Origin of the sequence: Nocardioides sp. W7, from assembly GCF_022919075.1 — a bacterium.
Taxonomy (GTDB): domain Bacteria; phylum Actinomycetota; class Actinomycetes; order Propionibacteriales; family Nocardioidaceae; genus Nocardioides.
In genome coordinates this window covers 2046309-2059982 of the sequence record NZ_CP095078.1, presented here as the reverse complement: position 1 = coordinate 2059982, position 13674 = coordinate 2046309, and the positions used below count along the sequence as shown (strand labels likewise).

The 13674-nt window shown below is 71.7% G+C and carries 14 protein-coding genes and 1 tRNA gene; 5 read left to right on the top strand and 10 right to left on the bottom strand.

Annotated elements, in window-relative coordinates:
* Nucleotides 1-10 precede the first annotated feature (10 nt).
* The 8 genes from pth to MUB56_RS09710 form a co-directional block, all read right to left on the bottom strand.
* Entirely contained in the window at nt 11-610 is a 600-nt protein-coding gene (gene pth / locus MUB56_RS09745) for an aminoacyl-tRNA hydrolase (protein WP_244931702.1), read from the bottom strand.
* Between the two features lie 35 nt (nt 611-645).
* Entirely contained in the window at nt 646-1308 is a 663-nt protein-coding gene (locus tag MUB56_RS09740; protein WP_244931701.1) for a 50S ribosomal protein L25/general stress protein Ctc, read from the bottom strand.
* A 180-nt stretch (nt 1309-1488) separates the two neighbouring features.
* On the bottom strand, nt 1489-2274 hold the full coding sequence (locus MUB56_RS09735) for an ABC transporter permease (RefSeq protein ID WP_244931700.1): 786 nt from the start codon (nt 2272-2274) through the stop codon (nt 1489-1491).
* Complete coding sequence (locus MUB56_RS09730; RefSeq protein WP_244931699.1) at nt 2271-3044, bottom strand: ABC transporter permease; 774 nt, start codon at nt 3042-3044, stop codon at nt 2271-2273. The genes MUB56_RS09735 and MUB56_RS09730 overlap by 4 nt, the downstream gene beginning before the upstream one ends.
* Nucleotides 3041-4006: an ABC transporter ATP-binding protein gene (locus tag MUB56_RS09725; protein ID WP_244931698.1), complete on the bottom strand. Its 966-nt coding sequence runs from the start codon at nt 4004-4006 to the stop codon at nt 3041-3043. Before MUB56_RS09725 ends, MUB56_RS09730 begins: the two co-directional genes overlap by 4 nt.
* 54 nt (nt 4007-4060) lie before the next feature.
* Nucleotides 4061-5032 (bottom strand): ribose-phosphate diphosphokinase, encoded by a 972-nt coding sequence (locus tag MUB56_RS09720; RefSeq protein WP_244931697.1) that lies wholly within the window; start codon nt 5030-5032, stop codon nt 4061-4063.
* Between the two features lie 64 nt (nt 5033-5096).
* Nucleotides 5097-6575 carry a bifunctional UDP-N-acetylglucosamine diphosphorylase/glucosamine-1-phosphate N-acetyltransferase GlmU gene (gene glmU / locus MUB56_RS09715; RefSeq protein ID WP_244931696.1) on the bottom strand — a complete coding sequence of 493 codons (1479 nt, stop codon included), beginning with the start codon at nt 6573-6575 and terminating at the stop codon, nt 5097-5099.
* Nucleotides 6576-6746: 171 nt separating this feature from the next.
* Entirely contained in the window at nt 6747-7511 is a 765-nt protein-coding gene (locus tag MUB56_RS09710; protein WP_244931695.1) for an SDR family NAD(P)-dependent oxidoreductase, read from the bottom strand.
* Between the two features lie 163 nt (nt 7512-7674).
* Between MUB56_RS09710 and MUB56_RS09705 the strand changes: the two genes are divergently transcribed.
* The 3 genes from MUB56_RS09705 (at nt 7675) to MUB56_RS09695 (ending at nt 11270) form a co-directional block, all read left to right on the top strand.
* Nucleotides 7675-8574, top strand: coding sequence for a hypothetical protein (locus MUB56_RS09705; RefSeq protein ID WP_244931694.1), 900 nt, complete (start codon nt 7675-7677; stop codon nt 8572-8574).
* A complete protein-coding gene (locus tag MUB56_RS09700; protein WP_348536723.1) occupies nt 8511-9473 on the top strand; it encodes an ATP-binding protein in 963 nt (320 codons plus the stop codon). Before MUB56_RS09705 ends, MUB56_RS09700 begins: the two co-directional genes overlap by 64 nt.
* Nucleotides 9474-9602: 129 nt before the next feature.
* Nucleotides 9603-11270: a DUF4157 domain-containing protein gene (locus MUB56_RS09695; protein ID WP_244931693.1), complete on the top strand. Its 1668-nt coding sequence runs from the start codon at nt 9603-9605 to the stop codon at nt 11268-11270.
* 29 nt (nt 11271-11299) lie between these two features.
* On the opposite strand, the gene MUB56_RS09690 is transcribed toward MUB56_RS09695, so the two are convergent.
* Nucleotides 11300-11378 (bottom strand) — tRNA-Gln (locus MUB56_RS09690).
* Between the two features lie 122 nt (nt 11379-11500).
* On the opposite strand from MUB56_RS09690, the gene MUB56_RS09685 reads away from it, so the two are divergent.
* Both MUB56_RS09685 and MUB56_RS09680 read left to right on the top strand, forming a co-directional pair.
* Nucleotides 11501-12595: an ATP-dependent DNA ligase gene (locus tag MUB56_RS09685; protein ID WP_244931692.1), complete on the top strand. Its 1095-nt coding sequence runs from the start codon at nt 11501-11503 to the stop codon at nt 12593-12595.
* A gap of 10 nt (nt 12596-12605) precedes the next feature.
* A complete protein-coding gene (locus MUB56_RS09680; RefSeq protein ID WP_244931691.1) occupies nt 12606-13142 on the top strand; it encodes a hypothetical protein in 537 nt (178 codons plus the stop codon).
* Nucleotides 13143-13440: 298 nt separating this feature from the next.
* On the opposite strand, the gene MUB56_RS09675 is transcribed toward MUB56_RS09680, so the two are convergent.
* The gene (locus MUB56_RS09675; protein ID WP_244931690.1) at nt 13441-13674 is read right to left on the bottom strand and encodes a hypothetical protein; all 234 of its coding nucleotides are present in this window, start codon (nt 13672-13674) and stop codon (nt 13441-13443) included.

Genomic DNA, 13674 nt, shown 5'->3' with positions numbered 1-13674 from the left:
TAGGTGTCGCTCAGGAGTTGAATTTCTGCTGGGTGCGCTCGAGGCCCTCGGTGACCAGGCACTCGACGGCGTCGGCGGCGGTGTCAACCGTGAACGGCACGACCTTGCGTTCGGTGCTGGAGTAGTTCGACAGCACGAAGTCGGCCACGTCCTGGCGGCCCGGCGGCCGGCCGATGCCGACCCGGACCCGGTGGAAGTCACCGGTGCCGAGGGAGGAGCGCATCGACTTCAGGCCGTTGTGGCCGTTGTCGCCGCCGCCGAGCTTGACCCGCATCGTGTCGAACGGGATGTCGAGCTCGTCGTGGATCGCGACGATCCGCTCCGGCGGCACCTTGTAGAAGGAGGCGAGCGCCTTGACCGACCCGCCGACCTCGTTCATGTACGAGCGCGGACGGGCGAGTACGACGCGCGGGCCCGGCAGTCCGGGCGCGCCGAACCGGCCCTCGACCACGTCGGCGCGGCCGGTCTTGTGCGCGCGGAAGGTCGCGCGCATCCGGCTGGCGAGCTCGTCGTTGACGAGGTAGCCGATGTTGTGACGGTGACCGGCGTACGCAGGCCCGGGATTGCCGAGCCCGACGACCAGCCACACGGGCGTGCTGGAGTCGGTCACGGAGTCCCGGGCCTTTCGACGTAGGAAGCGGAAGGTCACTCCTCGGTGGAAGCGGCCTCGCCCTCGGCGGGCGCAGCGGCGGCAGCCTCGTCGGACTCCTCGCGCTCGATGCCGGCCTCGGCCTCGGCCTCCTCCAGCTCGGACTCGAGGGCCGCGGCGCTGATCTGCTCGGTGATGTTGACGATGAGCGTGTCGGCGTCGAGCAGCAGCGTCGAGCCCGACGGCAGGGTCAGGTCGGAGGCGTGGATCTGGGTGCCGGCGGCCAGGCCCGCGATCGAGACCTCGATGAACTCGGGGATGTGGGTCGCCTCGGCCTCGAGCTCGATCTCGGTGGTGTCGGTGACCACGAGCGTGTCCGGGCCGGCCTCGCCGATGATGTGCACGGGCACCTGCACGGTGACCTTCTCGCCCTTGACCACGGCGACGAAGTCGATGTGCTCGATGACCCGGCGGATCGGGTCGACCTGGACCTGCTTGGTCAGCGCGAGCTGGGTGCCACCGTCGACGTCGAGCTCCAGCAGCGCGTTGGCGCCGAGGTGCTTGAGCGCCATCATCGTGGCGTGGCCCGGCAGGGTCAGGTGGATCGGGTCGTTGCCGTGCCCGTAGATGACGGCCGGGATCTTGTTGTCGCGACGGATCCGGCGGGCGGCACCCTTGCCGAACTCGGTCCGGGTCTCGGCGGTGATCTTCTCAGACATGGTGACTCTCCTCAGTACTGGCTTCTCGAAGGCTTCGGGCCCCGGCTCGACGGCACGGCGCATCCCGGAGGAGAGCCAGCCCTGTCGATCACGGAGCGGCCTACGTTCGGTGCAGCCGCTCCCTCGCCGAGGCAACCGCAGCAGTCTAGCCAGCGACCGTCCGCACGTGAAATCGAAGCGTCAGACCCGCGTGAGGGTGTCCAACCGCCGGCTCTGCTGCTCCAGGAAGCGCAGCAGCACGAGGCCGAGGACGGCGTACACCGCCCCGATCGCGAGCTCGGTCAGGACCAGGTCGGCCACCGAGCCGAGCGCGGCCCCGTCGGCGAGCTGCCGCGCGGCCTGGATGCCGTGGGTGAGCGGGAGCCAGTCGCCCACTGCGGCCATCCAGCCGGGCAGGTCGTCCTGGGCGACGTTGACCCCGGAGAAGACCAGCAGCACGCAGAAGATCACGTTGCCGAACGTCGCCGCCTCCCGGACCCGGAGGCAGACCGCGCCCATCGCCAGGCCCAGGCCGGTGCAGGACACCGACGTCGCGACCACCACCAGCAGGATCGCCGGCCAGGCGGCACCCGGGATGTGCACGTCGAGCAGGAGTACTCCGGCGAGGACCCCGACCATCGCGACGCACCAGCCGTTCACGACCACCGGCAGGGCCCGGCCCAGGAACAGCGGGAGCCGGCGCGCGGGCGTCGTGAGCACGATGCTGAGCGTGCTCGCCTGCCGCTCCCCCTCGATCGTCGCGGACATCGCGAACAGGCACGGGATCGCGGCGTAGTTGAGCGCGTTGCCGATGACGTAGAACTCGTCGTCGCCCACGCCGGCGCTGCGGCCGATGAAGGCGAACAGCAGGATCTGGCAGATCGGCGAGATCAGCAGCGACGGGATGAGGACGCCGGGCGTGAGCCACCCGAACATCGCGCGGTAGCTCATCAGCCCGCCGACGAAGAAGATCCGCAGCGAGGTCACGTCAGCGCCAGGGTGGCGTGGCGGCGGGCGGAGTCGACCAGGCGGCCGCCGAGCCAGGCGGCCAGGACGGCGTACGCCGCGCCGGTGGCCGCGCAGAGCGCCAGGTCACCCCACGGGCTGCCGCCGTCGGCCGCCGACCGGATCGCGGCCATCCCCCAGGTCGTGGGGATCACCCACGACAGCGGCTGGATCCACACGGGGAGCAACGTCACCGGGACGAGGAAGCCGCAGAGGATCCAGCCGGGGTACTCCAGCGCCGCCCCGAGTGCCCACGAGTAGCGGAACCGGACCGCGGTGACGGCGAGGAAGAAGCCGACCAGGGCGACCGTGAGCGCGGTGGCGAGCACCGAGACCAGGAACAGCGGCCAGCTCTCGATGTGCAGGCGCAGGTCGAAGACCCAGCGCATCCACACGATGGTGGCGACCACGCTGTAGAGGCCGATCGTCGACATGGCCAGGGTGACCGGGACGATGACCCGCGCGATGGCGACCGGTGCCGCGACGACCAGCTCAAGCGTGCCGGCCCAGCGCTCCCGGGTCAGCAGCGAGGACGCGACCACCCCCTGGCAGGTCCACATGCCCATGATCGCGGCGCCGAGGCCGGCGTACTGCATGGCGTCGGGGTCGTCCTGGACCCGGTAGACCAGCAGCGCGGAGGTGGCGAACATCAGCGGGAACAGCACCGCCAGGAAGCCCTCGAAGGCCGACGTGGAGAGCACCTTCAGCTGCAACCGGTAGCAGGTCCACTGCTGGTGCAGCAGGGCGTTCATCCGGTGACCAGCTCGACGTAGGCGTCCTCGAGGGTGGGTTCGCGCGCCGTGACCCGGCCGACCCGGACGTCGCCCAGCCGGGCCAGCACCGCCTGGGTGATCTCGGCGTCCGGGGCGACCTGGAGGAGCAGCACCTGCTGCTGGCCGCGATCCTCGACGGCCACGTGGCGGACCCCGGCGAGGGTGCCGAGGCGCTCGACGGCCTCGGGCGGGGCGCCGTACGTCTCGACCTCGAGCACGCGGTGCCCGTTGACCCGCTGCTTGAGCTGGGCCGGGGTGCCCTCGGCCACGATCTCACCTGAGCGGATGACCGCGATCCGGTCGCAGAGCTCGTCGGCCTCGAACATGTAGTGCGTCGTCAGCAGCACGGTCTTGCCGACCGCGGTCAGCGACGCAATGGTCGCGCGGAGGTCTCGGGCGCCGACGGGGTCGATGCCGATCGAGGGCTCGTCGAGGAAGATCACGTCCGGGTCGTGCAACAGCCCGCGAGCGATGTGCAGGCGCTGGCGCATGCCGCGGGAGTAGCCCTCGACCCGCTCGCGCTCGCGGCCGGTCAGCCCGACGAGCTCGAGCAGCTCGGCGATCCGGGTGCGCTGCTCGCGGGGCGCGACGCCGTACAGCTCGGAGAAGTAGCGGAGGTTGTCGATGCCGGAGAGCCGCTCGTAGAGCCCGCGGTCGCCGCCGAAGACATAGCCGATCCGGCGGCGCACCTCGCGGACGTCGCGGACCACGTCGTGCCCCAGCACGCTCGCCGACCCCGAGGTCGGCAGCAGCAGGGTAATGAGCATCTTGATCGTGGTCGTCTTGCCCGCGCCGTTGGGCCCGAGCAGGCCGAACAGCTCCCCGGGCTCGATCGCGAAGCTCACGCCCCGGACGGCCTCGGTCTCCTTGACGCTGCGCCGCAGGACGCCGGTGGACGTGTGGAAGGTGCGGCGCAGGTCCCGAGCCTCGACAGCGGTCACCCGCGCGAGCCTAGGGATCTTCGGGGACGGCCGCCCCCTCTTTACCGCGAAAGCTCAGGCGTGACCGTCGAACATGGAGGTGATCGAGCCGTCCTCGAAGACCTCGCGGATCGCGCGAGCCACCAGGGGCGCGATCGAGAGAACGGTCAGCTTGTCGAAGTGCCGGTCCGCCGTGATCGGCAGGGTGTCGGTGACGATGACCTCGACCGCGGAGCAGTTCTTCAGGCGGTCGACGGCCGGGTCGGAGAGGATCGCGTGGGTCGCGGCGATGATCACGCCCGCAGCTCCCTCCTCCATCAGCGCCTCGGCGGCCTTCACGATCGTCCCGCCGGTGTCGATCATGTCGTCGGTGAGCACGCACATCTTGCCGGCGACCTCGCCGACGACCCGGTTCGCGACCGTCTCGTTCGGGCGGTCGGTGCGGCGGGTCTTGTGGATGAAGGCCAGCGGTACGCCGCCGAGCTTGGCCGACCAGCGCTCGGCGACCTTGATCCGGCCGGCGTCGGGCGAGACCACGCAGAGCTGCTCGCGGCCGTACTTCTCCCGGACGTACTCGGTGAGGATCGGCAGCGCCATCAGGTGGTCGACCGGGCCGTCGAAGTAGCCCTGGATCTGGTCGGCGTGCAGGTCGACGGTGATCAGCCGGTCGGCCCCGGCGGTCTTGAACAGGTCGGCCATCAGCCGGGCCGAGATCGGCTCGCGGCCGCGGTGCTTCTTGTCCTGGCGGGCGTAGCCGTAGAACGGCATGACCACGGTGATCCGCTTGGCGCTGGCCCGCTTCAGGGCGTCGACCATGATCAGGTGCTCCATGATCCACTCGTTGATCGGAGCCGTGTGGCTCTGGATCACGAAGGCGTCGCAGCCGCGGACCGACTCCTCGTAGCGGACGTAGATCTCGGAGTTCGCGAACTCGTACGCCGACGTCGGCACCAGCTCGGTGCCGAGGAGCGTCGCCACCTCCTCCGACAGGGCCGGGTGCGCCCGGCCGCTGAAGACCATCAGGTTCTTCTCGGTGGTCTTCTTCATGCCGGTCACGATGCAGCTCCAGGGCGCCGAAGGGAGGAGGGAACTCTCAGGATTCTGCCCCCGCCTACCCCGCGTCCCCAACTCCGGGTCCGCCGTTGTGAGACGCGTCTCCACCAGCGGGCCTCGCACCGCCGGCCGCCTCCGCCGCGGCCGCCTGGGCGGTGCCGGAGCGGCGGGTCTGGGCCCAGCCGGGAATGTTGCGCTGGGCGCCGCTGCTGACCGCGAGCGCGCCGGGCGGGACATCGCGTCGTACGACGGTTCCGCCGGCGGTCGAGGCGCCGTCGCCGATGGCGACCGGGGCGACGAAGGTGTTGTTGGAGCCGGTCCGGGCGTGCCGGCCGACGGTGGTGCGGTGCTTGTTGACGCCGTCGTAGTTGGCGAAGATCGTGCCGGCGCCGATGTTGGTGCCCTCGCCGATCTCGGCGTCCCCGACGTACGACAGGTGCGGCACCTTGCCGCCGGCGCCGATCTGCGCGTTCTTGGTCTCCACGAAGGCGCCGATCTTGCCCTCGGCGCCGAGCTGGGTGCCGGGGCGCAGGTAGGAGAAGGGCCCGACCGTCGCGCCGGCGCCGATCACGGCGAGCTCGCCGTGCGTGCGGACGACCCTGGCCCCCGCCCCGACCTCGCAGTCCTTCAGGGTGGTGTCCGGGCCGACGACGGCATCCTCCGCGACGACCGTCACGCCGAGCAGCTGGGTGCCGGGCAGCAGCGTCACGTCGGGGGCGAGTACGACGTCCGCGTCGACCCAGGTGGTCGCGGGGTCCATCACCGTGACGCCCTCGCGCATCCAGCGGTCGAGGATCCGGCGGTTCAGCTCGGCGCCGAGCACGGCCAGCTGGGCGCGGTCGTTGACGCCCTCGGTCTGGCGGACGTCGTCGAGCACGTGCGCGCCCACGGTCAGCCCGGCCTCGCGGGCCAGGTGGACCACGTCGGTGAGGTAGTACTCGCCCTTCGCGTTGTCGTTGCCGATCCGCGGCAGGGCCTCGGCGAGGAACGCGGCGTCGAGCGCGTAGATGCCGGAGTTGATCTCGCGGAGCTCGCGCTGGTCGGCGTCGGCGTCCTTCTCCTCGACGATCGCCACCACGTCGCCCTCGGCGTCGCGCACGATCCGGCCGTAGCCGAACGGGTCCTCGACCACCCCGGACAGGATGCTCACCGCCCGCTGGGCGGCCTCGTGCTCCGCGGCGAACGCCCGCAGCGAGTCGCCGGCCAGCAGCGGGGTGTCGCCGCACGCCACCACCACGGTGCCCGAGGTCCGGCCCGCCGCCGCCATCGCCATCGCCATCGCGTGGCCGGTCCCGAGCTGCTCCTCCTGGACCGCCAGGACGACGCCGGGCAGCAGCTCCTCCACGTGCGGCCCGACCAGCTCGCGCTGGTGCCCGACGACCGCGACCACGCGGCGCGGCTCGAGGTCCTGCACCGCGGCCAGCACGTGACCCACCATGCTGCGGCCGGCGAGCTCGTGCAGGACCTTGGGGGTCTTCGACCTCATCCGGGTGCCGCCCCCGGCGGCCAGGACGACGACGGTCAGGTCAGTGGGCACGCGACTTTCCTCCAAGATCGGCGACCGGTTCACTGTAGAGGGCGGAGCTGACGCGGCCCCGGCCCGGCCGCATGGACCGCCCGTCCGGTGCCCGCTGCGCCCACGTCGGGGGAGCACGAGTCCGCCGCCCGGGGCGGGCCGTCGACAGCTGTGTCGAGACAGCTGAACTGACTAGCCCGCCAGGTGGCCGTGGTCGACGACCTGGACGCTGCCGTGCACGGCGGCTGCGTCGTCGGAGGCGAGGAAGGCCACGACGGCCGCCACGCTGTCGGCGCTCATGAAGCCGCGGGCAGCCGAGATCCGCATGACGAGGTCGAAGTCGGCGCCCTCGGGCACCTCGATGGTGTGCACCTGCGGGGTGTCCATGCCGCCCGGGCACACGCAGTTGACCCGCAGCGGCGAGCGGACGTACTCCACCGCGAGCGCCTTGGTCAGCCCGACCACGCCGTGCTTCGCGGCGGTGTACGCCGCGGAGTACGCCTCCCCCACCACGCCGGCGACGGACGAGACGTTGACGATGTTGCCGGCGACCTCGAGCAGGTGCGGGATCGCGGCCTGCGAACAGAAGAAGGCACCGCCGAGGTTCACGGCCACGTCCTGGACCCACTGCTCCTCGGTCACGTCCGGCGTCAGCCGGAAGTCGTGACGCCCCGCGTTGTTGACCAGTACGTCGAGCCGCCCGCACGCCTCGACCGCGGCGGCCACGGCCTCCCGGCACGACGCCGGCGAGGCCACGTCGAGCGGACCGAACAGCACCTGGCCGGGCAGGTCGGCGCACGACGCGGCGACCTCGGCGAGCCGAGCCTGGTCGCGCGCCGCGGCGTACACGGTCGCGCCGCCTGCCGCGAAGCGCCGGACGGACGCCGCACCGAGTCCTGACGACGCGCCGGTCACGAGGACGGCCTTGCCTGCGAAGGTGCTCCCTGCTGCGGACATGTGCCGCAACCTAGCCACTGCGGCGCTCCCCGGGGCAGGAACCGGTCCGACTTCCCGGTGGGCGGGCGCGTGCGGACACGGGCTAAGACAATTGCCGAAATTCGCGGACGAGAGGTCCCCCCGCGCCATAGCCTGCAGATCTCGGGCATCAAGGGGGCGGTCCGTGGAGACGGAGCGGGAAGCGACGACGGCGGCGCCGGCGTTCCTGCGCTTCGCCGACGCCGCACTCGACCGGGCGCTCGACGGCGACGGCACCCGGCTCGAGCAGGCCCGTGCGGAGCTCGCGGACCCCGGCGACGAGGTCGACGCCTTCGGCGCCCTGTGTGCGAACGTCGGCGCGCACGGGGTCGTGCGCGAGCTGCTCGCCCTGCTCCTCGCCTGCGAGACCGACCTCAGCCGGACGGCGCGGCTGGCCACCCTGACCGGCAGCGGCCGCCCCGGCCGGCTCACCCTCGGGGCGGCGGCGCGGCTGCTCGGCGGAGTCGGCCCGACCGTGGTGGCGACCGGACCCGCCTCCCCGCTGCGGCGCGCGGCGGTCGTCGAGCTGGTCGAGACCGGCCCGTGGTCGACCACGGAGATCGTGCTGGCCCCGAGCGTCGTCTGGGCGTTCGGCGGGGACCCGTCGCCCGACCCCGACCTGCCCCTCGGCGCCTGGATGATGGCGGCTCTGCCCGGCTCGGTCACGTACGACGACCGGCTCGTCCTGGTCTCCGGCCCGACCCCGTACGCCGGCGCGCCCTCGCGACCCGCCGCCGCGCGGCGTCGGCGTACGTCGTCTCGCCGGCCCCGAACAGCGACGAGGGCTGGTCGGCCCTCGTCCGCGAGGCGACCCTCACCGGTGCCGGCGTCGTGGTCGAGCTCGGGGACGACCTGCCCCCGGCCGGCCGCCGCTGGATCGACCGGGCCACCCACCTGCCCTGGGTGCTCTCCTGCCGCGACGAGATCCCGCTGGCGGAGCTGCCCTCGCGCGAGCGCGTCGAGCTGCGGGCCGGCGACGAGGTGGTCTCCGAGGAGGAGTGGCGCGAGGTCTTCGGGGACGACACCGCGCGCACCCACCGGCTGAGCGCCCACCAGCTCGAGCAGGTGGGCTCGGCGCTGCCGGCCGTCGGCGACCTGGATCTCGCCGTCCGGCGGCTCCTCGCCGGCCCCCTGGCCCGCCTGGCGCGGCGGGTCCGGCCGCGCAAGACCTGGGATGACCTCGTGCTCGGCGAGCCCCAGCTCGACCAACTGCGCACGATCGCGGCCCGCTTCCGCCATGCCGGGACCGTCTACGACGACTGGGGGGTGACCTCGGCGTCCGGCCGCGGCATCGTCGCGCTCTTCACCGGCCCGTCCGGCACCGGCAAGTCACTGGCGGCCGAGGTCGTCGCGCACACGCTCGGCCTCGACCTCTACAAGGTCGACCTGTCGGCGGTGGTCAGCAAGTACATCGGCGAGACCGAGCAGAACCTGGAGAAGCTCTTCAGCGCCGCCTCGGCCGGCAGCGCGGTGCTGTTCTTCGACGAGGCCGACTCGCTGTTCGGCAAGCGCTCCGACGTCAAGGACGCTCGCGATCGCTACGCCAACCTCGAGGTCTCCTACCTGCTCCAGCGCCTCGAGAGCTACGACGGCATCGTCGTCCTGGCCACCAACCTGCCCAAGAACCTCGACGACGCGTTCCTGCGACGCATCCACGAGGTCGTCTCGTTCACGCTCCCCGCCGTCGACGAGCGTCGGGCGATCTGGGCCCACCACCTCGCCGACGGCGACCTGCCGGTCGACCGCGGCGTCGACCTCGCCCGGCTGTCGAAGCAGTTCGAGATCTCGGGCGGCATCATCCGCAACGTGGTCGTCGGTGCCGCGTTCCGGGCCGCCGACGAGGGCCGGCCCATCACGATGGCGCACCTCCTCCAGGCACTCTCCGGCGAGTACAAGAAGCTAGGACGCCTCCTCAATCCGGAGGACTTCGTGGTCACCGGTTGAGCCCCGCCTCATCCCTTCGGGCGATACCATCGGCCGTCTCGGCGGCACGGTCCCGACCCGGACGACGGGCTGTCCACCCCGTTCTCAGCGTTGAGGACATCAGGCCGGCAGCATGCGGAGGAGCTTTCGATGTCAGGACGTGAACGACACCCCCGGTCCGCGCGACGCCGTCCGGACGGCGAGCGCGACACAGCTCCGGGCTCGCTGAAGGTCGGGGCCGCCGACGACCACGCCGAGCGCGACGCCGACCGGCGCGCGCACGACGCCCTCGGCTGGTTGGCGGCGCAGGATCCCGCTCCCCTGGGCCCGGTCAGGACGACCACGCCGGCCGAGCGGCCGGCGAGTGACGTACGGCGTCGCCACGCTCCCGGGCAGGACAGCGTCATCGGCGCCGCCGGCGGCACCCTGGACGCCGGCACGGAGCGGGAGATCAAGGCCGCCGCCGGCCGCGGCACGGCCCTCGAGGCACCGGTGCTTCGCTCCATGGAGGCGGCGTTCGGTGCGGATCTCGACCGGGTCCGAGTGCATCGCGGCGCCGACGCCGACCGACTCTCGCGGTCGATGTCCGCGCGGGCGTTCACGACCGGCAACGACATCTTCTTCTCCCAGGGCGCCTACGCCCCCGAGACCGAGCAGGGCCGCCACGACCTGGCCCACGAGCTCGGCCACGTGCTGCAGGGCGGTGGCGCCGTACGCCGGCTGCTGTCGATCTCGACCCGCGACCTCGACGCCGTGGGCACGGCGGGCCCGCGGGCGATGACGTCGTCGTTCGCGAAGGTCCGGGAGGCCCTCGCCGACGTCTGGCGGGCGAAGACGCCGGAGAAGCGGATGCAGTTCATGCACAAGCTGAACAATCTCTGCCTCGACTACCTCAACACACACAAGCGCAGCGACGACCCGAAGGGCGCCGAGCGGCGCCGGCTGGTCGACGCCCTGGCGGACCAGCTCGCGGCCGAGCTGGCGCGGGGCAGCCAGGACGAGGCGCAGGCCGACTACCTCCAGGCCGCCGGCGGCAAGGCGAAGGGCGCTAAAGAGCGGTTCAACCTCAAGGCCATGTCGCACAGCTCGCGCGTGACCGCCCGTCGGGAGGACTCCACCCCGGACCTCGTGGCCGCCAAGTCGATCGGCCTGAGCCAGGCGGAGTACAACGCCATCACCACCTTCACGGGCGAGGACTACAAGTACATCAACCCCGCCACGGCCAACAGCCCGGGCTGGATGGACACGACCAAGAAGAACGCGCGGACCGTGGTCGACCACGACATGCTCGACAACGACACGGCGACCCTCGTCGAGGAGGGCACCCTGCACACCGGGGTCGCCATGCAGGGTCTGGCCCGGATGCCGGAGTACACCCAGACCGTCTACCGCGGGCAGCCGATGGACGACCAGCAGCTCGCCGCGCTGCGCCGGTCGAAGGCGTGGTCGTGCGCCAGCATGGCCAGCGCGACCAAGGCGCGCCACATCGCCGAGAGCTTCAGCGTCCGCAATGCCCAGGACAAGACGCACCGCGTGGTCTTCGCCATCGAGGACAGCGGCGGCCGCGACATCGAGGTCTTCTCCCAGGTCAAGTCCGAGAAGGAGGTGCTCCTCCTCGCCGGCTCGAAGTACGCCGTCACCAAGATCGAGCGGACCGACGCACCGTCGTACTACGAGAAGGTGAAGGCCAGCGACGGCACCGTGCCGCGGTGGTGGCTGGTCACCCTGAAGTCGACCAAGAAGGGAGCTCGCGCCCCCGAGGCCGCCCCGGCAAGGCCGGCCCGACCCGCGCCCGGGAAGCGGCCGTCCGGCTCCTGAGGTCGGCACCGCGGGTCGCCGCGGCCGAGCTCCCCGGGTAGGAGTCGAACCTACGTCGCTAGTCCTGATTCAAAGTCAGGCGGGCCCTGCCGGCAGACCAACCGGGGATTGCGGGATACACCCTAGGTCCAGCGCCAGCGGTCATGCGAAAGGCGTCCCTGGCGCTCGACGCGCGTGACGTCCGCGTCCGGGGCTCCTCGGCGGGCCGGTCGGCGGATAGGTTGCTCAGCGTGGACCTGCCCGTGCTGCCGCCCGTCCGGCCGATGCTCGCCAAGTCGGTGTCCGGCATCCCCGACCCCGACAAGTACGGCGGGCTCAGCTTCGAGCCCAAGTGGGACGGCTTCCGGTGCCTGGTCTTCCGCGACGGCGACGAGGTCGAGCTGGCCTCGCGCAACACCAAGCCGCTGACCCGTTACTTCCCCGAGGTGGTCGCGGCGATCAAGGAGCAGCTGCCGGAGCGCTGCGTGATCGACGGCGAGCTGTTCGTCGCCGTCGACCAGCGACTGGAGTTCGAGGTGCTCCAGGAGCGGGTGCACCCGGCCGCGTCGCGGATCGCGATGCTCAGCGAGAAGACCCCCGCCGGGTTCGTGGCCTTCGACCTGCTCGCACTCGGCGACGAGTCGTACCTCGACCGCCCGTTCGCCGAGCGCCGCGCCGCCCTGGAGCGGGCCCTGCCGGGCCTGACCGGCCCCTGCCACCTGACCCGCACCACCACCGACCCGGCTGTCGCAGAGGGCTGGTTCGACCGGTTCGAGGGCGCGGGACTCGACGGCGTGGTCGCCAAGCCGCTGGGGGCGCCGTACTCCCCCAACGGGCGGACGATGCTGAAGATCAAGCACGAGCGCACCGCGGACGTGGTGCTGGCCGGCTACCGCGAGCACAAGACCAGCACCCCGGAGCGGCCGTTGATCGGCAGCCTGCTGCTCGGCCTGCAGACCGACGAGGGCCTGCAGCACGTCGGCGTCAGCGCGAGCTTCACCGAGAAGCGACGCGCGGAGCTGTACGACGAGCTGCAGCCGCTGGTCTGCCCGATCGACGAGCATCCGTGGGGCCACTGGGCGGAGTTCCTGACGGCGAACCCCGCTCGGGTCCCCGGCACCCAGAGCCGCTGGAGCCAGGGCAAGGACCTCTCGTTCACGCCGCTGCGACCCGAGCGGGTGCTGGAGGTGAAGTACGACCACATGGAGGGTCGCCGGTTCCGGCACACCGCCCACTTCAAGCGGTGGCGGCCCGACCGCGACCCGGAGTCGTGCGGCTACGGACAGCTCGAGGAGCCGGTCGGCTACGACCTTTCCGAGGTCCTCGGCGGCGGCGCCGAGGACTAGGATCCGAGACATGAACGACTACGACGTGGTGCTGCTCATCGAGCAGGCACTCACCCCGGCCGACGCTGCTCAGGTCCGGTCCCTGCACGAGGGACTCGAGGAGCCGGTGACCTACCACGTGCTGCTGCCCCTGGAGGACGCCGCGGCCCGGATCGAGGCGGCCATGGGCTCGCTCTCGGCCGGCGAGATGATGGCCTCCCCCGTGCTGGCGATGTCCGACTCCGAGATCGAGGCGCTGCGCAAGGAGTGCGAGGACCGCTCCTCCACCGAGCTGCGGGCGACTCTCGACGCCCTGGCCGGCGCCGGTGCGGACGCGACCGGCCAGGTCGTCTCGGGGCCTCCGATCGGAGCGCTCGCCGAGAAGGTCAAGGAGGTCGACGGCCGCGAGGCGATCATCCTCACCCGCCCGCACGTCGTCGCCGAGTTCTTCCACCTGGACTGGACCTCCCAGGCCCGCCGCAAGATCGGCGTACCGGTGCTCCACCTGCTCGAGCACGAGAACTTCGACGAGCAGGCCGGCGGCGGCGAGGGCGTCACCGGCGCCTGAGCCGCTTTGTTACCGAACGATGGGTCTCGTGTGGATCTTTCGTGGAGTACCGCCGCTTACCGTTCTAGCGTCAGCAAGGCCTGGACACGAACTAGTACGAGCTGACGACGCCGGACGGCCGGAGCTTCGGGGGGAGCGCTGGCGTACCGGACCCGCAAGGGTTGAGCGTCCACGGAATTCCGGGGGGAGTTCCAGGTTCTTCGGAGCCACGGACGCTCACCAGTAGGAGCCCGCCCGGCGCTGTCCAGAGCAGTGCCAGGCGGGCCTTCTGCATTTCTGCGGCGGTTCGCGGGCCCGGTCAGACCTGGCGCTTCGGCGAGACGTAGTCGCTCGGCTCGTCCTCGATCATGTAGTTCGGGTCCGCCTCGATGGCGGCGACCGTGCGCCGGAGCCACTCCTCGTCGGAGGTCTCGATCTCGCGCTCGGCGAGCTGGTCGCGCAGGTAGCCGATCAGGTCGTCGGCCTCGCCGGTGTCCTTCGCGATCGACGTCGCGTCCACCGCAGCCTGCAGGTCAGAGTCGTAGACAGCCAT